The following is a 22629-nucleotide window of genomic DNA, read 5'->3' on the forward strand; positions in this document are numbered from 1 at the left end:
ACCTTCTTCGGTGCATATCGAAGCCGCCGTGCGGAACGCAGTTTCATCGGCATTGAGCGGCTCCCTGAACGCCGATCGTCCCCCGCTCCGCGGAAAACCTGGGTAGGCTATAAACCCGCGTGCCGGCAAACCGATATCGCGACGCACCCACGCATCGGACTCGCTTGCAGCAAGCCGTCGAAGCATATCGATCGCTTGCTTTCCGGCGCACGGGCCGACGTGGTGCCTTAAATCATGGTAGTCCGAACAAACACTACCCAATTAGGCCGCCAGCCGTCAAAACATCGATTCAGCAAATTTGACGCTGCTAACAAATCGAGTGCGCATACCAGCCGACAACACTCTGAATGCTACTGTTTGCGTCATGCCAGGACCGCTGTTACACCCGATGTAGCTGCCGCTTCTTGCGCAGTTCGTCCTTGAACGCCACAATCGTCTCGACCAGCGTGGCACCATCACAAAATGGAATTTCCTTGCCAAGCGAATAAGATCGGACTCGTTCGGCAGGTGCGCCCATGTCGAAGCAGACAATCGGCAAGCCCAAATTCATGACTTCCGATACAACGAACGAAAACGTCTCCGGCCAGATCGAGGTGAACGCAATCATGTTGATCTGATGTTTGTCCACGAGATCCGACAGCTTGTCCCGCTCATACGCTCCCGTTACGTGAAGAACGCCCGACACTCGAGCCGCGTCGAGCGCGCCCAGGACGGTGATACGCTCACCCTTGTTCCTCCGCTCGAGCGCGTCGGCCATTTCCGCAACGATAGCGGCCCCCTTATGTTCGTTAATTCGACCAACCACACCGATATTGAGCGGCCTATCGAGGTCAAACGTTATCTGCTTGACCGGAAAATCGGACATGTCATGCGGCCGGACCACCAGGCGACGATGATCGGCAAGTCCCGGATAAGCCTTCAGCAGCAGTTGAAGGCTCGCATTCGAAAAACAGACGATTTCAGTCGTCTGCGTCAGAAAGTCGAACCAGACCTTCCGCCAAAGACCGATATCCCGCTCGGCAAACAACGACACCAGGCCACTGCTCATCGCCGGCAGGCATTTTGCACAGCGCTGCAGATCAGGGATATTACAAAATTTCCCGTGATTATCGAGCAAAAAATGGGATGGACAAATACTGTGATAATCGTGCAAATAAAATGTTATCGGCACCGCACGACTCGAATGAATCAATATCAATGCATGAAGCAACGACAACTGATTCGTGAAGGAAACCGAATTATTATAATGAATCCGGTTGAGCGGCAAACGCTGTAGTTCAGTGAACAGACGCTCGCCATTCACCGCGACTCGAACCAGTTCGTCGTCTACATGCAACTCGATCGCATAACGCAGCGACGGTAGATGAAAGGTGAGAAGCAGGACTTGCGCGTTCGACGAAACCAAATCGCGCATCAATTTCCTGCGAAACTGATTCGCGCCGCCCCCCAAATCATGATCGATAACGAGCACCGTCTCTTTTTGTTGACTCAGCCGACTCAGGATGCCGTCCAGTCCGCCTGCGACCTTGGGAGGCCGATTGCGAAGGTATCGTGCGGCAGCCGCTCCTAGATCCGTGAAGCGGCCCGATGCCGCAAAATGCCACGCGCGCCCCAGCAGATAGCGATACGCCTGAATACGCGTGCGTGTTGTAGCGCTCGAAACGCCTGACGCGGCCGCTTTTTTTTCCACCTCGCGGCCAGATGGGAGCGTGACGCTGCTGCCGTCCGCCAACGTAACCTTGAGCGATACGCTCGTCTTCCCCGAAAGCGGCAAATGTCCGAAATAATAAAACCCGCTCGTGCTTGCATGGATGACTTCCGGCATCGACCTCGCAACGTCTACCCGTTCAGTTCCATATGTGACGGGAAAATGCAATTCTTCCCCGTCCGAGCCGTGGCAAACGACAATCAGCCGCTTGATTTCGCGCTTGACATGCAGGGCCCAACCAAATAAGAGAAGCGCGCCATCTTCATTTACGGCAAGATGATCGATCGACCACCTGAATTCGGTCAAATCGTTTTCCCGGTCCAGTATTGGGGCATTGGATATATTCATATCAGTATTTCTTAACCCGTCGACGGCATAAAGCGCGTCAATTTCCAGCAAAGGCGGCAATTTCCGTGAATGGCACTGCACTTGCCGCTATACCCGTTGAATCGTAGTAACCGATCGCACCATCCGCGAATGCGTGAATGACCACCGAGCGGCGCGGCAACGATTGATCAAGACGAACCGACCCCGCATGCAACAGGTTTTCATGCCAAATCAGAACAGTGCCTTTTTTCGGGCGGTAAACGAAAGGGGTATATCGCGCCGACATTTCCTGATATTTCGGCACGATCTTGGCACCGAACTCGCTCCAGTCCGATCGGACCTTATTGCACCCCGTTCCATTTAAATAAATGCGCGGCTCGCGATGGCTGCCCGGATAAACGACAAGCTCTCCGCTATTTGCGCAGATATCCTGCAGCGCGATCCAGATGCCGCACATATAGCCTGCGGGAAACGGCGTAAGGTGCACCGTGTCCTGATGCGCATCTTGCTGACTGCCGAATACGTAAGTCAGTGTCTGACAAGGCCGGGCACGAGCATTGAATACCAGATCGGCCAGGCGAAGATGGCGCCGATCGAGCCACAACTTACGCATGTTCGGATAATGCAGATGAAGATGTTCGATTCGCTGACTCGTCCCAAACTCATAGTTTTGGTACTTACGTTCAATCGCATCTTCGATTTCCGCGTTGACGGCATCGACCAACGCGTCGTCGATCACGTCTTCGAGAATCATGAGGCCGTCTTTCACGAATTGGCGCAGCGCACTGGCCTCAGTGCCCGAAATCTCGCCCGAGCGCAGCAATGCAGCAATATGTTCATCCGCATCCGGCCGATCGAACCAAGGCGTCGCCGCGGTTTCATCATAGGGGTAGTACGACGAATCGCAGTCTCCCGCGAATACCGGAGGCGTGCCGGCTTCGGCCAGAAGAGACGAGACCTTCGCCGCCAGTCCATCGCGATGTTCGATCTTAAAAACGGTTTGTGCGTGAATCGTGTCGCCCAGCCATCCGCTCTTTGCCTTTGCTTGCAGCGTGTACGTACCGTTTTCGAACAGGTGTGTGTGAATATGAATATCGATCGGCAAGTCTGCTGCCCGCGCCGCGCTCAACTGAATGTCTTGCCTCCCGGCAACCTGGATCGATATTTCCGCGTTCGGCCTGAGCCGCCCAGTACCGTGCAAGGTGTACGTCAAAATCCCCGCAGTGCCGTCTTCGGCAAATTTAGCTTGTAGTTTCATTTTGGTCCCTAGTCGTTTTATTTTCGTCGCAACACGCTTTTCTCGCATTGCCCCGTCCCGCTAAAACAATTTTCAACTCAACCGACGAGTCACTCCTTTTATGCCTTCCTGACGCAAAATCTCCCATGCACGCTTGGCATAGCGAGTCGCCTGCGACGGACGCGTCATGACGTCAGCAGCCAGATTGCGAATGCGGTTCCAATCCAGATTGTCTTCATGAGAGGGCCTGAAGCCTGGAGTTAATTGGCGCTTAAGCATATCGAGCCCGGGATCCGCTTGATCCCTCACGGCCAGGTTCGGATATTCGAGCACGCCTTGCTTGGTCACCCAGCCGAAGTACCCGCCGTTGCTTGCATCGAATGGATCGGCAAATGCTCTTTGTAAATCGACACGCTCTCGATAAATCAATCGGTGGAGCGGATCGATCTTCTCGCCATTCGAATACGCAGCGAACGCCCATTTGTATTGAGCGAGCGGATCCAATGCCAATTGAGCCGTTTCGCGCTCGTACCAATCGATCAACATACCGATTTTCGACGCCGGCCGTGCATTGATCGACGCCATTACACGATGCGCGCCGCTATCAAAACCCGTGAAGTGATAGAAACCGAGTTTCTCGCCATTAACCTGGAAACCCTCTGCAAAACTTCCCGTCACATCGCGGGTCGTAACGTTCCAAGGCGCCACGTTATGTCGCGGAGAACGAATGATGGCAACGTCCGAGAAAAAGGCCGGCACGAGGTCAATCCAGCGCTGGTCTGTAAACAAGCCGTTCGGAATATCGGCGCGGCAAAAATAGTAAATTCGCTGCTTCCACCAGTTTGCAAACCGCAATCCCTCGTCCGTCGCCGAAACACCGACGAATCCGAGGTTGTAGACCCCGTGCTTGAGGCTGCAAATTTCATTGTCGATCACCGCCGACAAGCGGCTTTCAGGCTCCGTTTGGTGCGGTGTCAAAATAACATTCGATTCTTCGAGTGCCTCGAGCAAATCATCGACCCTCGAAAATAAAACCATGTCCGGATCGAAGTAGATCACGCGCTCCGTATCCGGGCGCAGCAGCAATTTTTCGAGCACGAACGGCTTGATCGCCGTCGACAGCTCCACGATCGAATGGCAAAACGTCCATCCTTTCCAGTCGGGAATGCCCAGTTCACTGATCGGGTGAACCTCGTCGAACGGCTCGTTGCTCAGATCGACATCTTTAGGCAGTATGTCAGACAGCGCAAGATGTAATTCGATTTCAGGATGAAGCTCGCGCAAGGAATTGAATAACATCCGAACTTTCGGAATATAGTTAAGCGCTGCGCTGGTAAATACAATGGTCTTCGTTCTCATGTTTTTTCAATCAAAGTTTCTTGGCCACATCCTGACCGGTTTTGATCTCCGCGTCGGTTGAATGCTCGGCGGCATGCGCAGCCAGCTGCAACTCCAACGCACGAATCCGCTCAAGCCGCTCATCCGCAAGGGCTTTCATTTCAATGAGCGCGGCATCGGCTTGCTCAAGACGTGTTTCGTGTGCCGCAGCGGTTTCCTTTAGCTGCTCTTCGAGAAGCATGAGTTTGTCGAGTCGCTCAATTGACAGCTCCTTGACTTCGTCCAATGCTTTATTGGTCTCGGCCAGTTGCGCATCCAGTGCCATCAGTTGAGCAAGCCGCTCCTTCGACAAGCGCTTCGTTTCTTCGAGCGCCAAATCAAATGCCGTCGCTCGCTGGTCCAGCACCTGAATTTCCGACAAGCGTTCAAGCGACAACCGTTCGGCAAAGCGAAAAGCTTTGTCGGTATCCCGAAGTTGTGCCTCCAGCGTATGAATCCGCTCGAGCCGCTCGTCCGCAAGCGCTTTCATTTCATTGAGCGCGGCATCGGTCTGCTCAAGACGTGTTTCGTGTGTCGCAGCGGTTTCCTTTAGCTGCTTTTCGAGCAGCATGAGTTTGTCGAGTCGCTCAATAGACAGCTTCTTGACTTCGTCCAATGCTTTGTTGGTCTCGGCCAGTTGTGCATCCAGCGTCATAGTCCGGGCAAGACGCTCCTGCGACAGGCGCTTAGCCTCTTCAAGCGCCAAATCAAATGCCGTCGCTCGCTGGTCCAGCGCTTGAATTTCCGACAAACGTTCGAGCGACAGCCGTTCGGCAAAGCGGAAGGCTTTGTCGGTATCCCGGAGTTGCGCCTCCAACGTATGAATCCGCTCGAGGCGCTCGAGCGTCAACTGCTCCAGATGGCCTTTGACTTCGAGAGCGGCGCGTAAATCGACTTCGAGTTGTCCTACCGCTGATCGCAGCGACTGCCTCAACACACCATACAACCGCGTGCCAACCGAAACCGATGCGCCATTCGAAATGGACAATGCCTGCGCACACGCAGAAGCCCGGTCGACAATCTCGACTGCATCATTCATCGCAAAACCCATCGGCCGCCGCGTATTGCCGTAAAACTCCATCCAATCGCATTGAAAGAGCCGGCCAGCAGCAGTCAGCCCGCTCAACCACGCGGCGCGCGCGCGCTCGGTTTCGCCGTCATGCCAGCACAACAAGCCCAAACGCAACGCCGCTTCCACCACCTTCGTTCCCAGCGTCGGCGTGATGTCCGCGACATCTGCGCTTGCAATCTGCTCAAAACCCGCTTTTGCGCGAAGGCGATCACCGCTGCGCATGTCCAAGCGCGCACGCAGAAAAGTCAACGACACATACCAACGCCTGACATGCGGATTGGACGAGCCGATCTCGAGATAAGCACACACGTCGGCATCCCACTGCACCAGCGCGGGTGGCCGGGTGCCGGCCGGCAGTTGCTCGAGCAAACCATAGCCCTTGACCGCGAGCGCCGCGCCGTAATCGGGTGTCTTTCTGTCATGACGGGACAGGACGTCGTCGGCGATGTCCATCAGCCCGTCTCGGCGCTGCAGGCGATAAGGAATTTCGACCATGCCGTGAACCAGCCATGGATTCTCGTAATGCTCGGCGAAATCCACGAGATGCGTTCGGCCGTTGAACGCCTCATGCACGGTCTCCCGATACACGACGCCGTGGCCGAGTTGCGGCGCTTTCATCCCGACGGCCAGCCACCACTCCGCCTCCACAAGGCCAGCCGATTCGAGCGGGACGGACTCGAGCAACCGCGGCCTCGGCACCCATTCACATGCCACATCGAGCCGCTTGCAGCCGCTCGCGATCTGGCGTGTCGCCGATTCAACGATGAAGTGCTCGGCAATCTCGTTACGCAGCCTCTCCCACGTATACACATGAAAATGATGCGGATTGGGATCCGCGCCCGTCTCGTCGCTCCAGTCGTTCGGCACGCTCGTCACGACCCGTCCGCCCGGCCGCAGGATTCGCGCAAATTCGCTCAGCAAGCGCCGCGGTTCAGCGACATGCTCCAATGTCTCAAACGAGACGACCACATCGAACGACGCATCGCCATAACCGCTCAAAGCGTCTGGCAAATAGCCGGCCACATAGCGCACATTGCCGCCGCCGAAACACCGGTTCGCATAATCAATCGCCCAGTCGCTGCCATCGATTCCAACGAACGTCGCTCCGAGCGACAAGTGCTGCATGACATGGGTGCCATAGCCGAGGCCGCATGCGGCATCGAGCACCGCATCGTTCGGGCGTATGAACTGCGACGCCCATTCATAGCGAATCACGTGCGCATCGGAACGGCGGCCGGCCTCGCGCAGCATGTCCATGTGGAGATCGCGCTCTTCAAGAAGCCGGGGCAGCGGATACAGCGCTGCGGCTTGCGCGTCGAGCGGCTCGAGAAGTGTCGCGAGCAACGCATCGGCCCGCTCGAGATCCGCATAGCCGAACACCCGGTGGTAGTACGGATGCTTTCGGTAATCGAGCGAAAAACATCGCTTCTCCAGTTCGTCTCGCGTACCGATTTCGTCATCCGCCTGACGCTCGATGTAGACGCCCGCGATCCGCCCGCGCTTGACTTGCTCCAGCAGACGCCACAGCTCGCCCTCGGCCAGACCGACACAGACGAGACAAGCCGGATCGTCATCGAGCTGCTCCCGCACTTCGCAGCCTGCGTCATACAGCATATTTCGGCTCGCGACCGGCATTTCGCCGCACACGACGAATCGCGCCACGCCGAATGCCGTCAACAGCCGGCGCGCAATATCCATGTCACGCAACACGCTCTCCAGACATTTGGGCCGCCCCGTTTTCCAGCACCCGCACGCTGCAAACCGGGCAAATATCCGACACGCCGCCATACCAGCGTTCGAACCGATTCATCGACACGCGGAAGAATGCACTTTCATCCATCCAGTGCAACATGCGTTGGTGGCCCGGCGTCATCACCTTTTCTTCAGCGGCATACGACTGGATTTCGTAATATCCCTCGCCCAGCCGGCATTCGAAACGTTCGGACAATTCGATGATCTCGCCTGCGTGGAATACCCGCTCCCATGTCGATTCGACTGCCGCAGCGGCATGTCGATTGACGATATCCTGATTGAAGGTGCCGCCCGAATAGACCTTGACGCCCTCTTTGTTACGTAGGCGGATGCCAAGATTGAGGTGATTGATCGTTCGGTTGACGCGAAAACGCAATCTGACGTCGATGAGATCGCCGGGATAGAACAACTGGCACGCGGCTCCATGCTCATCCAGCGTGGCGACTTCGAGGATCTCGACATCGAGATCGCCGAACGACATATCCGCCGTGCGATTGCGCCGCGGCATTTCGGCATCGTCGGCCGCCGCATCATCGTCCGGCACTGCTGGCTGATCGTCACCCTGCTCGGCCTCGGCAAGCGCCGGCACTTGAGCGAGCGCCATCGATTGACGCGCCGACGACAGATATTCGAGCACGTCGCGCGCCTGCGCATTTTCCGCTTCGTGTAGCAGACGGCGATATTCGAGCACCACTTCCGACGACAAGCCCGAGCATACGATGCCGCCGTCCTTCAGCAGCAGCGCGCGATCAGTGAGCGTTCGCACCGACTCCTGATCGTGCGAAACAAATAGCAAGCTGCCGCCGTCGGAGAGGAACCGTTCGATACGCTCGTAGCAACGCTTCTGAAAAAGCGCATCGCCGACTGCCAATGCCTCGTCGACGATAAGGATGTCTGGCTCAAGTTGAACCTGAACGGCAAAGGCCAGCCGGACCATCATGCCGCTCGAATAGGTCTTGACCGGTTGATCGATGAACGTTCCGATGCCCGCGAAACGCTCGATGCTGTCGAAGCGCTCGTTGATCTCATTTCGCGAGAAACCGAGCATCGCGGCATTGAGATAGACGTTGTCCCGCCCCGTAAACTCCGGGTTGAAGCCTGAGCCGAGTTCAAACAGGCCCGCGAGACGTCCGACGGTCTCGACCCTGCCGACAGTCGGCTTCAGAATCTTGGCCACCACTTGAAGCAGCGTGGACTTGCCTGCGCCGTTCATCCCCAGGATGCCAACGCTCTCACCGCGCTTGAGATCGAACGAGATATCGCGCAGCGCCCAGAATTCCCGATGAAACTTGCGATCTACGATCGCATTCGGCAAACGCCGCTGCAATGCATGCGGTAACGCGCGCATCAACCAGCGTTGCCCATACTGGCGCAACCGGTCGGACGGATTGCTATAGACATTAAATTTTTTACTGACGCCGTCGACGCGCACTATGTAATCAGAGGACATCGGCAAAACCCTCGGACGTTCTCGTGAACCAAATTAACCCCAGCCAAGCGACGAGCCAACCTACAACGATGGAGACGAAATACATGACGGGGCTTGGAACGGCTCCCCAGAGCAACACTTCGCGCATCGACTGTACTTGCGCGGCCAACGGATTGAACTGAGATAGCGTGCGGATCGCGCCGGGAGCATTCTGAGGCGGGTAAAAAATCGGCGTCAAGAACAACAACGCGGTCGTCACCAATCCGACCAATTGTGCAATATCCCGCACGTATACGCCGAGCGACGCCAGAAACCAGCCGATGCCGAGCGCCACCAATGCAACCGGAATCAGGACCAGCGGGAACAGCACAGCAGTAGGCGGAATATGTCCAACCAGCGCCCATTCCCCGACAAGTAATATCGCGACACTGATGAACGCATTAATGGTTGCGGTAAAAACCGCCATCCACGGCAGAATGACCAACGGAAAAATCGATTTCTTAACCAGATTCGGCGAGGCCGTCACCAGCGACGGCGCCCGATTGATGCACTCCGCCAGGAAATTAAATACGATCAAACCGGCAAACAGCACAATCGGAAACGCGACACTTTGCCGCCCTTCCGCATTCCAGCGGGATGCGAACACGACACCGAATACATAAGAATAAATTCCGAGCATTGCAAGCGGCATCAAAAACGCCCAAAATATCCCAAAATATGACCCTTTATAACGGGCCGACAAATCACGCTTCGTCATTTCCCAGAGGAGAGAACGGTATAATCGCAACGGGGAAAAAACCTTAAATGGGCTCATGAATTACCTTAATCACCGAATCTCTCACCAAGCCGAATTTATCAAAAAATATTTAATTTAATCACACAACTTTAGAATATGATTTGCCGCGACCAAACAATTATCCCTCGGGTCTGCCCCTCAAAGGATAAAACTGGCGTGTCGCGCTTATCGCCCACGCGAAGGGTAACATGGATGCGCTGTGGCGATCGAGGCCGGCGTAGGAAAGGGTTACCATGCTTAGCGGGCAAGCGCGCATGCATCTGGCAAAGTTCGTTTTCAAAGAAGAAAATAAGGCGACCAAAGTTTCATGGCCACTCACAAACCGTTTAGCTTATAGCGCCGCTCAAATCTTACGGTTAACAAGCGCCAGCTAAACCGCGCCATTGCATGAGCATACTCAATTGCCATTGAATACGCTCATGGTTGCCGCCGCCTGATTGGATAGGCTCGCCGTTTGATTCGTTCTTTTTCAGCGCATGGAAAAATTTTCGCCGTGCATTGGCATGGTCATCACCGCGACAACGCGTACTCGGTGCCGTGCAGTGCGCCGTTATAAATGATTGACTGCCGCCGAGAGTGAAATAAATTAATAAGGACTCCCGGATTAGCGGACCGGCAGCGCCCCAGTACCGATTCGTCGAAGGTCGTATTGCGTCAGCCAGTCGAATTCCTCGTTCGCTGCTGTTTCTCTTCTCGAACGCAATCGGCAAGGATAACGGCCCAACTCGAACCGGTAACAGGCAAACGTGCAGGGCAATCACGCGCCTCGCGCATAGCACACGCCGTGAACCGCAAGGCGTCCCACTGCACGAAGCCGCCGCCGTTGGCCGCACGGGTTTCATGCGCGCCTGCGAATGCTGAAGCACGCCGCGCAATGCAACTCGGCGCGTTCAGCTATCGAGTACATAAACGCCCGGTGCCGCCCCCCATCCTGGGTCCGGCTCGCGTGCCCGAACCTCGCCTGTCGAATGCCCGCGCAGCCAGTCGCGCCAGCACACCCACCATGAACCCTGAACGGCCGCAACGTCCCGCACGAACTCGTGCCTGCTCCGATACGGCGCGCCCGCCTCGCGGGTCGCGCAACGATAGTAACGCCCAGGATGCCCCGGCTCGGATACGATGCCGGCATTGTGGCCGCCTGATGTCAAAACGAAGGTCAGCGCATTGTGCGTCAGCAGGTGCAGCTTGTAGACGGAGCGCCACGGCGACACATGATCGCGCTCGGTGCCAACGACGAACATCGGCGCATTGATGTCGGACAACGCGATCGGCCGCCCGGCAACGCAGTAGCGTCCCGCCGCCAGATCGTTATCAAGAAACAAACGTCTCAGATATTCGGTGTGCATCCGATATGGCATGCGTGTCGTATCTGCGTTCCACGCCATCAGATCATTCGGCTTCGAGCGGCGACCGAGTAAATATTCGCTCATCATCCTCGACCAGATGAGATCGCGTGCGTTCAGCAGTTGGAACGCTGCTGCCATTTGTGCCCCGTCGAGATAACCCTGCCGCCACATCAATGCATCGAGCGCGGCAATTTCGCTCGCGTCGATAAAAAGTCCCAGCTCGCCGGGCTCGCTGAAGTCCGTCAGCGCGGCGAGCAGCGTCACGGTGCGAAGCGTGTCGCCGCGGCCGTCACGCGCAAGCGCCGCCGCTCCGATCGCAAGCAGCGTGCCGCCCAGGCAATAACCAATCGTATGCACTGCTTCACCGCAACGCGTGCGCACTTCGTCGAGCGCGGCAAACAGTCCGTCGTACAGGTAATCGTCGAGCCCGAGGTCGCACGCTTCGGCACCGGGATTGCGCCATGAAATCACGAACACGGTGTGCCCCGACTCGACGAGAAAACGGATCAGCGAGTCGTGCGGCTGCAAGTCGAGGATGTAGTACTTCATGATCCACGACGGTACGATCAGCAGCGGCTCGCGCGCGACCTTGTCGGTTGCCGGCGCATATTGCAACAGTTCGCATAGCGCATTGCGCCACACGACGCGCCCCGGCGTCACGGCAACCTCCTGGCCGGGCCGATACGCGGACATGCGATAAGTTCGCGCGCCGCGCAGGCGGTCGCAAAGCTCGCTCCAATCGTCCAGCCAGTGCAGCGCGCCCGCTGCAAAATTCGCGCCGCCGCTGTGCAACGCCGCATCGATCACGACCGGGTTGGTCGCCGCAAAATTGCCCGGCGAACACGCGTCGAGGCACTGCCGTGCAACGAAGCGCACGAGCGCTTCGTGATGACGTTCGACGCCGGGCACACCGGTCGTCGCGTCGCACCACCAGCGCTGAGCGGCGAGAAATGCATCGCGATAACAGGAGAACGGCCAATGGGCCCAGCCGGGTGCGGTAAAGCGCGGATCGCCCGGCCCTTCGTGCACGGCCATGCGCGTTTCGTCGAGGGCGTCGACATGCGGTTCGGGCGGCGCCAATCCGCAAGCCGCGCGCCCCACCTGCATCGCGAGATCGAAGCATTTTCCCGGCGAAACCGCGAGATGCATCCACCAGTCGAGCACGGCAAGCGCGAGCGACGCCGGCGATAATCCGAATGTCATCGCCGCGACAGCGGCCCGCGTCGCGCGATTCCATTCGTCGGACGGTTGTTCGGGCAAATGCGCGCACTCGTCGGCGGCAAGCGGCGCTTCGCCGCCACGCACGGTGCGCGGCGGCAACACGCCGTCGGCGTCAACCGGCGTGCACGCGCTTCGTCTGGAACGCGGCGTCTTCATTGCATATGCATGCCGCCGTTGATCGCGAAATCCGCGCCGGTCGCAAACCCGGCGTCATCGGAACAGAGATACGCAACGAGCGCGGCAATCTCGTCGGGCCGGCCGAGCCGGCCGACCGGAATCTGCGGCAGAATGCGCTTTTCCAGTATCTCCGTCGGCACCGCCTCCACCATCGATGTCGCGAGATAGCCCGGCGACACCGTATTGACCGTCACGCCGTAACGCGCGAGTTCCCGCGCGAGCGCCATCGTGAAGCCATGCACGGCGGCCTTCGCGGCCGAGTAATTGGTCTGCCCGTAAGCTCCCTGCTCGCCGTTGATGGAGCCGATATTGACGATACGGCCAAAACCGCGCTCGATCATTCCCGGCACGAACGGCTTGGTCATGTTGAACAATCCGTCGGTGTCGGTGCGCAACACCGTATCCCACTGACGCTTCGTCATCTTCATGAAGCTGGCGTCGGATGTCACGCCCGCATTGTTCACGAGCACGTCCACGCGCCCGAATTCGTCGAGCGCGCGCCGCGCGCATTGCGCACACGAATCGAAGTCCGACACGTCGACTTCGAGCGCGTGGAACACGCGTCCGGCGTCACGCTCGCGCGCCAGCCATGTCGCAACATGATCGTTGCGCTCAGTGTGGGAAACGACGACCGTCATTCCGGCCGCCAACAGCCGGCGGCTGACCGCGGTCCCGAGGCCGCCCATCCCGCCGGTCACGAAGGCCACCCGTTCAGTGTGCATGGGCCTCTCCTCGGCCGGCGCGCCGACCCGCCGGCGCGAGCGGCGGCAACAGCTCGGCCGGCGCGGCGTCGATCGCAACGGCGGCCTCGGCCGCCGGACGCTCGAACGCACTGCTCCAACGGCGCAGCCCGTCGGCCTGCGCGTTCTGCGTCCAGTCGCGCACCGCAGCGGCCCAATCGTGCTGCATGCGCACGCTCATTTCGCTCGCCTGCTGCCAAATCGCCGCGCTGGCATTCAAATAATCGTGCAGCGTCTTCTGGTTCGCTTCGACGAAAGCCCGCCAATCCGCCGCCGTCGCGAGCGCCGCGCGCACGCTACGCGTGGCCGCGCAGTCCCGCTCGATTGCGCGCGCCTGCAGCCGAAGCCATTCGAGCCTCCAATCGTGCATGCTTGATAGCATCCCCAACCCGGCATCGCAGCCGGCGCGGTAACCGTCGAGCGACACCGCAATGATGTCAGTCGTCATCTTCACCCTCATCGATCGAGGCAACGGATGCGCGATCCGCCACGCACCGCCCGGCCGCTGCCCGGCGGCCCCATCACTGTGCGGCCCGGCATGCCGGCGCCGCTTGACCTGCATCAAGCGAACGGCAAGCGGGCGGCGGGCGGCTTCCGGCACCCATACCGTTGACCTGCATCAAGCGAAGCCGGGCGGGCGCCTCCTAGACTGAATCGCATCGACGCTAACCCCTCTCACGGAGCATGGGCGATGAGCTACAAAAGCCTGGTTGTACATCTCGACACCAGCGAACGCGCGCCCTTGCGGCTCGATCTCGCATTGCGCATCGTCCGCCGTTTCGACGCCCATTTGACGGGCCTGTTCGCGACTTTCACGCCCGATCCCGGCTCGTTCTACGTGATGGCCGGTTCGGCCGAGTACTTCGCCGAACACGCGCGCCTGCGCAACGAGCAGCGCGGCGCGATCGAGCGGCTGTTCCATGCTGAAACACTGCGCGCTCGCGTCAGCAGCCGCTGGGTGGCGATCGGCGGGCACGCCAATCAGGCGGCACTGCCATACGTGCGCTGCGCGGATCTGACGATCATCGGCCAAAGCAACCCGGACGATCCCGAGACCTTTATCGACGAGCACTTCCCCGAGCGGTTGGTGCTGGCTGCGGGCAAGCCGGTGCTGGTCATTCCGCGCACGGGCTCGTTTCCGATTGTCGGCGAACGTGTGCTCGTCGCGTGGGACGGCAGCCGCGAGGCGACGCGCGCCGCGCACGATGCGCTGCCGTTTCTCGCGCGCGCCAAGCGCACGCTGATCGCGACGGTGGCTGACGAAGCGCGCAGCGAGCCGTTCGGCAAACGCATACCCGGCGCGGACGCGGCGCTCATGCTTGCACGCCATGCACCGGACGTGGATGTGGTCGACATTGCCGGCGGCCCCGGCGCATCGGTTGGCGACGCGCTGCTGTCGCGCGCGTATGAATCCGGCGCAGACTTGATGGTCATGGGCGCATATGGTCACGCGCGCTGGCGCGAACTGTTGATGGGCGGCACGACCCGCACAGTGCTCGCGTCGATGACGCTTCCCGTGCTGATGTCGCATTGAGCACGGCGATGCGGATCCGCACCCTGCTCGTGCTGAATGCCGGCTCATCGAGCATCAAGTTCGCGCTGTACGCGTACCCGCCGCACGGCGATCCGGCCCGCCAGCCGCTGCACGAGGGCGAGGTGCAAGACATCGGCGGCCACGCATCGCTGCGCGTCGACAGCGAACCGCCCCGCATGCTCACGGCGGCCGCCGGCGATCCGTATCAGGCCGCACTTGCGCCGATCATCGCGTGGCTCGACGAACGGCTGCCCAATCTGGACGTGGCTGCCGTCGCGCATCGCGTCGTGCACGGCGGCGCGCACTACGTCGCGCCGGTCATCGCCGACGACGCGACGATCGGCGCGCTACGCAAATTGATTCCGCTCGCCCCGTTGCACCAGCCGCACAATCTCGACGCAATCGACGCCTTGCAACGCGTGCTGCCTGGCGTGCCGCAAGTTGCCGTGTTCGATACGGCCTTTCATCACACGCTGCCGCGCGTCGAACAATTGTTGCCGCTCCCTCACGCATGGTTCGACAAAGGCGTGCGGCGCTATGGCTTTCATGGATTGTCCTACGAATACCTGACGGTCGCGCTCGACGAAGCCTTCGGAACGCGTGCGCGTGGCCGCGTGATCGCCGCGCATCTCGGCAGCGGCGCAAGCCTGTGCGCATTGCGCGAATTGCGCAGCGTCGCCACCACGATGGGCTTCTCCGCGCTCGACGGCTTGATGATGGGCACCCGCTGCGGTTCGCTCGATCCCGGCGCGGTGCTGCACTTGCTCGATGTCGAACAGCTGTCGCATCGCGCGCTCGGCCAGTTGCTCTATCACGACGCGGGGCTCAAGGGGCTATCCGGCTTGTCCGCCGATCCGCGCGTGCTGCTCGCGCACGAAACCGACGACGTTCGCGCGCGCGACGCGCTCGCGCTGTACGTGCATCGCATCGTTCGCGAAATCGGCGCGCTCGCGGCCGTGCTCGGCGGCCTCGACATGCTGGTGTTCACCGCCGGCGTCGGCGAGCATTGCGCGCCCGTGCGCGAGCGGGTATGCGCGGCGCTTGGTTGGCTCGGCATCGCACTCGATCCCGCGGCCAATGCAGCGAATGCACATGTCGTCTCGCGCGACGGCAGCGCCGTGACAATCGTTGTCGAGCCGACCGACGAAGCCTGGATTGCCGCGCGCAACGCATTGCGGTTACTACGCCGCGCAGCGGGCGCTGTCACGCGAACGACTTCTGAACAGGAACTGCCATGAGCTACAAAACCTTGCTTGTTCATTTGGACAATGGCCGACACTGCGCGAGACGCGCCGCGTTCGCGCTCGAACTCGCCCAGCGTTTCGACGCGCATCTGATCGGCTTGTATGCGGCGGGCAACAACCCGTTCGAGCTGCTGTATCGCCCCGACAAGGCGCCGCTTGCCGAGGATCAACGACAACGCGCGGCCCGGCGAGACGAGGCCAAGCACGCATTCCTGGCGGCGGCCGAACGCGCCGGCCGCAGCGTCGAATGGCACGCGCCTGTCGGGCCTATTACCGAAGTCGCACCGCTGCACGCCAGGCATGCCGACTTGCTGGTGCTCGGCCAGCCCGCCCCGGACGATCGCGCAGCCGACACCGCCCCGCACCATTTTGCAGCCGACATGCTGATGGCGAGCGGCCGCCCCGCGATCGTGCTGCCACACGCTGCCGTGCATGCCAATTGCGGAGAAAACGTGCTGATCGGCTGGGACGGCAGCCGCGAAGCGAGCCGTGCCGTCACCGATGCGCTGCCGCTGCTGATACACGCCCGTTTCGTTACGGTCGAGACAGTGCGGCCAGGCAGGCGGCACGAGCCCGAAGCCGCGCCTGCCGGCATCGATGTCTCGGCATACCTTGCGCATCACGGCATTCGCGCGTCGTTCTCGACAACGCCATGCGATGCGGGCGGCGTCGGCGCGACGCTGCTCAATCGCGTAAGCGATTTGCATGCCGATTTGCTTGTAGCCGGCGCCTACGGCCATGCGCGTATATACGAACGCGTACTCGGAGGCGCAACGCATACGATGCTTGAAACGATGACAGTACCGGTGCTGATGTCGCACTGATAACGGTGACAAGGGCGTGCGTTTGGCGGACGAACCGCCTGCGCCCGCCGCGCCGCCATGCAAATCGAAAACGGGCGTCATCACGTTGACGCGAACATGCATAAAACGCCTCGCGGCCGCTCCGGATCCATCGCGCCATCCAGCATAGGCAGCACCGGGCAGCGGCACGCGCGAACATCGAATCAGCGCGACCCCGTGTGCGCTACCGCCGCGATGGTTTCTCGTCTGACGATTCACGCACCGATTCGCGCACCATCAGCACTGGGCGGTCGACCATCCGCAACACCGATTCGGCAACGCTGCCGACCCACATGCGCGCCATCCCGCGCCGCCCGTGCGTTCCCATGACAATCAGATCGGCTTCGTATTGCGCCGCTGTCCGCGTCAGTACCTCGGGCACGCTGTCGCCGTCCGCGTCGATCGCGCGCACCGCGCCGCACACACTACGCTGCTGAAACGCCAGCTTCGCCGCTTCGAGCGCCGCTGTCGCGGCCGCAACGGCGAGTGCGTCCTCGCGCGTCGGTTCGTCGACGAAACCGCTACCGACATCGACAAGCCGCGGCGCGCGCTCGACGACGCACGCAGCCATCACCGAGCCGCCCGACGCCGCAGCGATACGCACCGCTTCTTCCAACGCGAGGCTGGCGCAACGGCTGCCATCGAATGCTACAAAAATCCGCTGGTACATCTCTCCTCCCCCGATCATCGATTCGTTCACAGCAGCCGCGGCATCATCCGCTGTCAGTCTGACGCTGCCACACCATGACAGCTTGACGTCAATCAATTGCACGTGGCTTGCGGCATACGCAAACGACGCATCGCCCGATACGCCGGCGCAACGTTATTTGGAGAAATGTCTCAACCCATGCACAATCGCATAGCAACATCGAGCGTGCGCGCCTCATGCGCGGCGCTTATACACACGCCATAAAATCGGGCGAACGGCCCGAAAACACCTCATGACTGCCAGCGCGCCCTCCCCCAACGCCGCGCCGGCGCCGTGCTCCCTGCGTCAGGCAGCGCGCTGCCGATTGCGTAGCCGATTTTCCTGCCCGGCACGACTGCGTGTGTTGCGAACGCGCGCTGCCGCGCGAAGCCGTGTGCAAGACGCCGTTCGCGCATGCGTGCGGCCCCACGTCTACCGCTTCGTCGCGTCGCCACTTCCCGCAGCAGTCACATCGACCGCCAGCGTTGCGTGCGTCAGCCCGACATGCCCGACTGCGGCCGCGCCGCAGTGGTCAGACGTCCAGCCGCAAGGACCGCTGCCATGATCAAAGTGCTCATTGCCGACGATCACACGCTGGTTCGCGACGGCCTGCGCCACATCCTGCAAAACGCCAGCGGCTTCGAAGTGGCCGGCCAGGCGTGGGATGGCGCATCGACGATCGCGCTCGTGCGCGGCACTGACGCGCAAGTGCTCGTGCTCGATCTGTCGATGCCTGGGCGAACCGGCGTCGAACTGATCAAGCAGATCAAGGACGAAAGGCCCGCGTTGCATATTCTCGTGCTCACCATGCACGCGGAACAGCAATACGCAGTGCGCGCATTCCGAGCGGGCGCATCCGGCTATATGACGAAGGAATGCGCGAGCGCCGAACTCATCGACGCGGTGACGAAGGTTGCGGCAGGCAGGGTCTACGTGAGCCTCGCGATGGCCGAGCAACTGGCGCAGAGCCTGAACGAGCCCGCCGGCATGCTGCCGCATCAGCGCTTGTCGGATCGCGAATTCGAAGTGTTCCGGCGTATCGCCGCAGGCGAGTCGATTTCCGAGATCGCGCAAGCCCTGTGTATCAGTGCGAAAACGATCAGCACCTACAAAACCCGGATTCTCGAGAAAATGCACATGCCGCACGAAGCCGCGCTCATTCGCTACGCGATACGACATAAGCTGGTCGACGATTCGGACGAGGAATAACTCGACGACAGCAACTTGCACGGGCGGTGCGTGCAAACACAATCGCATCCATCCAACGCCCACGGCGCTCGGCACGCGAAAAGCGGAGTATGCAGCGGATAAATGCCAAGATCACCGCTCTCGCCCGGTACGGCGACCAGGCGTGCGTCACCCGCATAGCGCACCTGTTCGATGCTGAGGACATCGATTCGCAACGGTAAGGACATCACGTCCACCAGCGAGTCGGCAAGGTGCCTGCAACGCCCCGCCCAATTGCGTTTTCCCTGCCATTTCCCGCGCCGCTCGAAACAGCGCTTCATAAACCCGACACGCGGGCGGCCCCGCCCGCCGCGTCATATCCCCCCGGTTTGCCGCTTTTCTCCGGATAGCCGTGCGCATGAATCCAGGCTATCCGCACGCAAGCCGCGGCATTTGATTCAAATCACACGGCACGCGGGGAATTTGCCGACAATCGACTCACTGTCCTGCATAGCCCCAGAGGAAACGCCATGCACATTCCGTCGCAGTCCACGCGGCCCGCAGCAACCGTCCATCGCAAATATGATGCGTTGATCGCCCGCTGCCAGGCACACCTGGCCGCGACTGTCGCCGTCGCGCATCCGTGCGATGAAACGTCGCTGCGCGCCGCGATCGACGCGGCCCGCGCCGGCCTCATCGAACCCGTACTGATTGGACCGGCCGCACGCATCGACACGCTGGCGGCCACGCTCGGCATCGATCTGTCGCGTTACCGGCGTGTCGACGCGCCGCATAGTCACGCTGCAGCAGCGCTTGCCGTCGAGCTGGTCCGCTCGGGCGACGCGCAAGCGCTGATGAAAGGCAGCTTGCATACGGACGAGTTGCTCGCCGCCGTCGTTTCGCCCGATTCGGGTCTTCGTACCGGACGCAGGCTGAGCCATGTGTTCGTCATGGACGTGCCGACCTACCCCAAACCCCTCTTCATCACCGACGCGGCGGTCAACATCCGTCCCACGCTGGAACACAAGGCGGAAATTGTCCAAAATGCGATCGACCTTGCGCATACGCTCGGCGTCGACACGCCGAAAGTCGCGATCCTGTCGGCAGTGGAAACCGTTACGTCGAAACTGCCGTCGACGCTCGACGCCGCGGCGCTCTGCAAGATGGCCGAACGCGGCCAGATCACCGGCGCGCAGTTGGATGGCCCGCTCGCGTTCGACAATGCGATCAATCCGGAGGCCGCTCGCATCAAGCATCTCGGCTCGAACGTCGCCGGTCATGCCGACATCCTGCTCACGCCCGATCTCGAAGCCGGCAACATGCTCGCGAAAGAACTGACGTTTCTCGCGAACGCCGACGCGGCGGGCGTCGTGCTCGGCGCGCGCGTGCCGATCATTCTCACCAGCCGCGCCGACAGCGAGCGCACGCGTCTGGCAAGCTGCGCGGTGGCCGCGCTGGTCGCGCATGCATCGAATGCGCGCGCCGGGGCATGAGCGGCACTCGCGGCCTCCTGCGGCCGGAGGAAACCGCGCACGCGCGAGCGGCCGTGGCGCGCGTCCCCTGCAATCGCTATGACGCCGCCTCGGCGTTGAGCGGATCGTCGCACGCGTCCCTGACATCGACCGTTACGGGAATACCGCGGCGTACACTTTCGGTCACCGTGCAAAACGCCTCGAACTGAGCAAGCGCGCGCGTTGCATGGTGGAGCGCCGGCCAGCGCGCGCCCACACGCAATCGGACCGCCATCCCGGCGACGCGCAGCCGTCCCGCCGTGTCGCGGTTCAGATCGACGTCCACGCGCGCCGTAACCGGATACGGATCGTTACGGTATTGCTGCAGTGCATAGAGCAAACTGGCGGCAAGACAGTTCGCGACGCCCGCCGCCAGCAATCGGACGGGATTCGGTGCGCCGCCGTCGCCGAGCGGCGGCATCTCGTCGGTCAGAACCGGCGGTGCATCAATGCCGGGAAAATCGACCCGAAACCGGAAATGTTCGAGCTGCACCACTTCCACGACAATCGGTTTGTCGTCCATACGTGCTCCTTTGTCGCGTCGATCCCATGCATCCGCAGCCCGGCACGCTCGACACCGATGAGTGTTCCTTAACGATGTTCGCGGGAGTGCGCGCAGCGACGGTAGCAGGCCGCGCCAACAGCCGCTCGAATTCAATCAGCCGGCGGCATTGCGCACACCGGCCGTATTGACCGCGACCGATCGGTGCGCAGGCCGGCCGCGCGCTTGCTGCACCTGCCCGCTCTGCATGGGCGCACACATACCGATAGCGTCGCCTTTGCGCTCTGCCGCCGAGTCGCAATGCGCGGCAACTGCAAACCAGCGCGCGCGACGGTATTCACGATAACCCGGCGGCGGCCGCCGGACTTGATCCACGTCAGCGGCTGAAAGACTCGCCCACCATGCGCAGCCGGCGCCACAACGTGCGCACCACAGCCGCCATCGCGATCGCGCTCAGCGTCACTGCCGAGACCAGCACGAACACATAGCCGACGAGTTGCTCGAACTCTCGCAGCCGGCCGGCTTGCACTGCATCCTTGTAGCCGCGCTCGTCGGCGGCCTCGTTCCCGATCGCGCCGCGATACAGGAAAAACGCCCGGCATACTCCGTCTTCCGGCTGGGCCGCGATCAACAGCGAGCCGGGCGGCATGTCGCGTACCGCTTGGCAATGCGGCGAGCGCATGCCTGCGATGACGGCCGCGTCGATCGGTTGATCGTAAGCCGCACCCAGCCACGTCACGGCAGCGGCAAGCGCGGCGCTCGCAACGAGCGCTCCCGCGACCCGCCTCCATGCGGAATAACGGTCGTTCGAGCCTGACATGATGTTCGTCATCGCCGCCTTTTTTGATTGCCCTTTCTATCGCCTCATCTCAAGCGTGCATGGTGCCGCGATGCATGCGTCGACAAAGCTCGATGCGAAGCCTTAGCCACGAATCGTCAAAACGGCCGCGCCCGACACGCGCCCGGCACGCAAATCGTCAAGTGCGCGATTCGCGTCGGTCAGCGCATAGGCGCTCGTCTCGATTTCAAGCGGCATTTCGGCGGCAAGCCACATGAACGCGGCGGCGTCCGCACGCGTCAGATTCGCGACCGACTCGATCCGGCGCTCCCCCCACAGCGCTGCATAAGGGAACGACGGAATGTCGGTCATGTGTATTCCGCCGCAAACGACGATGCCGCCTTTGTCGAGCGCCCCCAATGCGGCCGGCACCAGCGCGCCGATGGGGGCGAAGATCAGCGCGGCGTCGAGCGGCTCCGGCGCGCGTTCATCGCTGCCGCCGGCCCAGACTGCCCCAAGCCGCCGCGCGAGCTGCTGTGCCGCGGCGTCGCCCGGCCGGGTGAACGCGAAAACCGTCCGGCCTTCGCGGCGCGCGACTTGCGCGACGATGTGCGCGGCCGCGCCGAAGCCGTAGAGTCCGATCCGCCGCGCCGCGCCCGCCTTGCGCAGCGTCCGGTAACCGATCAGCCCCGCGCATAGCAGCGGCGCGGCCTGCAAATCGGTATAGCGGGCCGGAATCCGCACGCAAAAACGGCTGTCGGCAACGGTGCGCTGTGCGTAACCGCCGTCGATCGTATAGCCGGTGAATGTGGGTGCATCGCACAGGTTCTCGTGGCCGTTCGAGCAATACGTGCAATGCCCGCACGTGCCGCCGAGCCATGGCACGCCGACCCGCTCGCCTATTTCGAAGCCGGACGCCCCTTCGCCCAACGCAGCGACCGTGCCGACGATCTCGTGCCCCGGAATCAGCGGCCGCTTCAACAGCGGCAATTCGCCGTCGATGACATGCAGATCGGTCCGGCACACGCCGCACGCCTGTACGTCGATCAGCAATTGGCCGGGGCCAGGCACGGGATCTGGCAGCCGTGTGTCGCACAGCCGGTTCGTCGCGCCATCGAACACCATCGCACGCATGCTAACGCTCCTGCGCGGCACCCGGCCGCTCGCGCAAGCCGCGCCCC

General features: G+C 61.2%; 19 protein-coding genes. 5 read left to right on the plus strand and 14 right to left on the minus strand.

Annotated elements, in window-relative coordinates:
* Positions 1 to 379: 379 nt before the first annotated feature.
* The 9 genes from BSIN_RS09335 to BSIN_RS09375 form a co-directional block, all read right to left on the minus strand.
* The gene (locus BSIN_RS09335) at positions 380 to 2056 is read right to left on the minus strand and encodes a glycosyltransferase (protein WP_089340268.1); all 1677 of its coding nucleotides are present in this window, start codon (positions 2054 to 2056) and stop codon (positions 380 to 382) included.
* A 37-nt stretch (positions 2057 to 2093) separates the two neighbouring features.
* Positions 2094 to 3293, minus strand: a complete 1200-nt coding sequence (locus BSIN_RS09340) for a phytanoyl-CoA dioxygenase family protein (protein WP_159935917.1) — start codon at positions 3291 to 3293, stop codon at positions 2094 to 2096.
* Between the two features lie 72 nt (positions 3294 to 3365).
* Entirely contained in the window at positions 3366 to 4631 is a 1266-nt protein-coding gene (locus BSIN_RS09345) for a glycosyl transferase (RefSeq protein ID WP_218192409.1), read from the minus strand.
* A gap of 10 nt (positions 4632 to 4641) precedes the next feature.
* Positions 4642 to 7419, minus strand: a complete 2778-nt coding sequence (locus BSIN_RS09350; RefSeq protein WP_256583711.1) for a methyltransferase domain-containing protein — start codon at positions 7417 to 7419, stop codon at positions 4642 to 4644.
* A 1-nt stretch (position 7420) separates the two neighbouring features.
* Positions 7421 to 8905 (minus strand): ABC transporter ATP-binding protein, encoded by a 1485-nt coding sequence (locus BSIN_RS09355; RefSeq protein WP_218192410.1) that lies wholly within the window; start codon positions 8903 to 8905, stop codon positions 7421 to 7423.
* 7 nt (positions 8906 to 8912) lie between these two features.
* Complete coding sequence (locus BSIN_RS09360) at positions 8913 to 9716, minus strand: ABC transporter permease (protein WP_089340273.1); 804 nt, start codon at positions 9714 to 9716, stop codon at positions 8913 to 8915.
* Positions 9717 to 10588: 872 nt separating this feature from the next.
* Positions 10589 to 12421, minus strand: a complete 1833-nt coding sequence (locus tag BSIN_RS09365; protein WP_089340274.1) for a PHA/PHB synthase family protein — start codon at positions 12419 to 12421, stop codon at positions 10589 to 10591.
* Positions 12418 to 13164, minus strand: a complete 747-nt coding sequence (locus BSIN_RS09370) for a beta-ketoacyl-ACP reductase (RefSeq protein WP_089340275.1) — start codon at positions 13162 to 13164, stop codon at positions 12418 to 12420. Before BSIN_RS09370 ends, BSIN_RS09365 begins: the two co-directional genes overlap by 4 nt.
* Positions 13154 to 13630, minus strand: a complete 477-nt coding sequence (locus BSIN_RS09375; protein ID WP_089340276.1) for a hypothetical protein — start codon at positions 13628 to 13630, stop codon at positions 13154 to 13156. Before BSIN_RS09375 ends, BSIN_RS09370 begins: the two co-directional genes overlap by 11 nt.
* A gap of 243 nt (positions 13631 to 13873) precedes the next feature.
* Here BSIN_RS09375 and BSIN_RS09380 point away from each other — a divergent pair, with 243 nt between their 5' ends.
* The 3 genes from BSIN_RS09380 to BSIN_RS09390 are packed head-to-tail and all read left to right on the plus strand — an operon-like array spanning position 13874 to position 16784.
* Complete coding sequence (locus tag BSIN_RS09380; protein WP_089340277.1) at positions 13874 to 14716, plus strand: universal stress protein; 843 nt, start codon at positions 13874 to 13876, stop codon at positions 14714 to 14716.
* Between the two features lie 8 nt (positions 14717 to 14724).
* Positions 14725 to 15954 (plus strand): acetate/propionate family kinase, encoded by a 1230-nt coding sequence (locus BSIN_RS09385; protein ID WP_089340296.1) that lies wholly within the window; start codon positions 14725 to 14727, stop codon positions 15952 to 15954.
* Positions 15951 to 16784, plus strand: a complete 834-nt coding sequence (locus tag BSIN_RS09390; RefSeq protein WP_089340278.1) for a universal stress protein — start codon at positions 15951 to 15953, stop codon at positions 16782 to 16784. The genes BSIN_RS09385 and BSIN_RS09390 overlap by 4 nt, the downstream gene beginning before the upstream one ends.
* A gap of 202 nt (positions 16785 to 16986) precedes the next feature.
* Here BSIN_RS09390 and BSIN_RS09395 read toward each other — a convergent pair whose 3' ends face one another.
* The gene (locus BSIN_RS09395; protein WP_089340279.1) at positions 16987 to 17472 is read right to left on the minus strand and encodes a universal stress protein; all 486 of its coding nucleotides are present in this window, start codon (positions 17470 to 17472) and stop codon (positions 16987 to 16989) included.
* Positions 17473 to 18051: 579 nt separating this feature from the next.
* On the opposite strand from BSIN_RS09395, the gene BSIN_RS09400 reads away from it, so the two are divergent.
* Positions 18052 to 18699: a response regulator gene (locus tag BSIN_RS09400; protein ID WP_089340280.1), complete on the plus strand. Its 648-nt coding sequence runs from the start codon at positions 18052 to 18054 to the stop codon at positions 18697 to 18699.
* On the opposite strand, the gene BSIN_RS09405 is transcribed toward BSIN_RS09400, so the two are convergent.
* Positions 18654 to 18998, minus strand: a complete 345-nt coding sequence (locus BSIN_RS09405) for a F0F1 ATP synthase subunit epsilon (protein WP_369828162.1) — start codon at positions 18996 to 18998, stop codon at positions 18654 to 18656. The genes BSIN_RS09400 and BSIN_RS09405 overlap by 46 nt on opposite strands.
* Positions 18999 to 19187: 189 nt before the next feature.
* On the opposite strand from BSIN_RS09405, the gene BSIN_RS09410 reads away from it, so the two are divergent.
* Positions 19188 to 20150, plus strand: a complete 963-nt coding sequence (locus tag BSIN_RS09410; RefSeq protein WP_089340281.1) for a phosphate acetyltransferase — start codon at positions 19188 to 19190, stop codon at positions 20148 to 20150.
* Between the two features lie 76 nt (positions 20151 to 20226).
* Here the strand turns inward: BSIN_RS09410 and BSIN_RS09415 are convergent, their stop codons facing one another.
* The 3 genes from BSIN_RS09415 to BSIN_RS09430 all read right to left on the minus strand — a co-directional run bounded on the left by BSIN_RS09415 (position 20227) and on the right by BSIN_RS09430 (position 22582).
* Positions 20227 to 20691 carry an OsmC family protein gene (locus tag BSIN_RS09415; protein WP_089340282.1) on the minus strand — a complete coding sequence of 155 codons (465 nt, stop codon included), beginning with the start codon at positions 20689 to 20691 and terminating at the stop codon, positions 20227 to 20229.
* 355 nt (positions 20692 to 21046) lie between these two features.
* Positions 21047 to 21502, minus strand: coding sequence for a hypothetical protein (locus BSIN_RS09425; RefSeq protein ID WP_089340284.1), 456 nt, complete (start codon positions 21500 to 21502; stop codon positions 21047 to 21049).
* 90 nt (positions 21503 to 21592) lie between these two features.
* Positions 21593 to 22582 (minus strand): zinc-dependent alcohol dehydrogenase family protein, encoded by a 990-nt coding sequence (locus BSIN_RS09430; RefSeq protein ID WP_089340285.1) that lies wholly within the window; start codon positions 22580 to 22582, stop codon positions 21593 to 21595.
* Between the last annotated feature and the right edge of the window lie 47 nt (positions 22583 to 22629).

It is taken from the genome of Burkholderia singularis (genome assembly GCF_900176645.1).
Taxonomy (GTDB): Bacteria; Pseudomonadota; Gammaproteobacteria; order Burkholderiales; family Burkholderiaceae; genus Burkholderia; species Burkholderia singularis.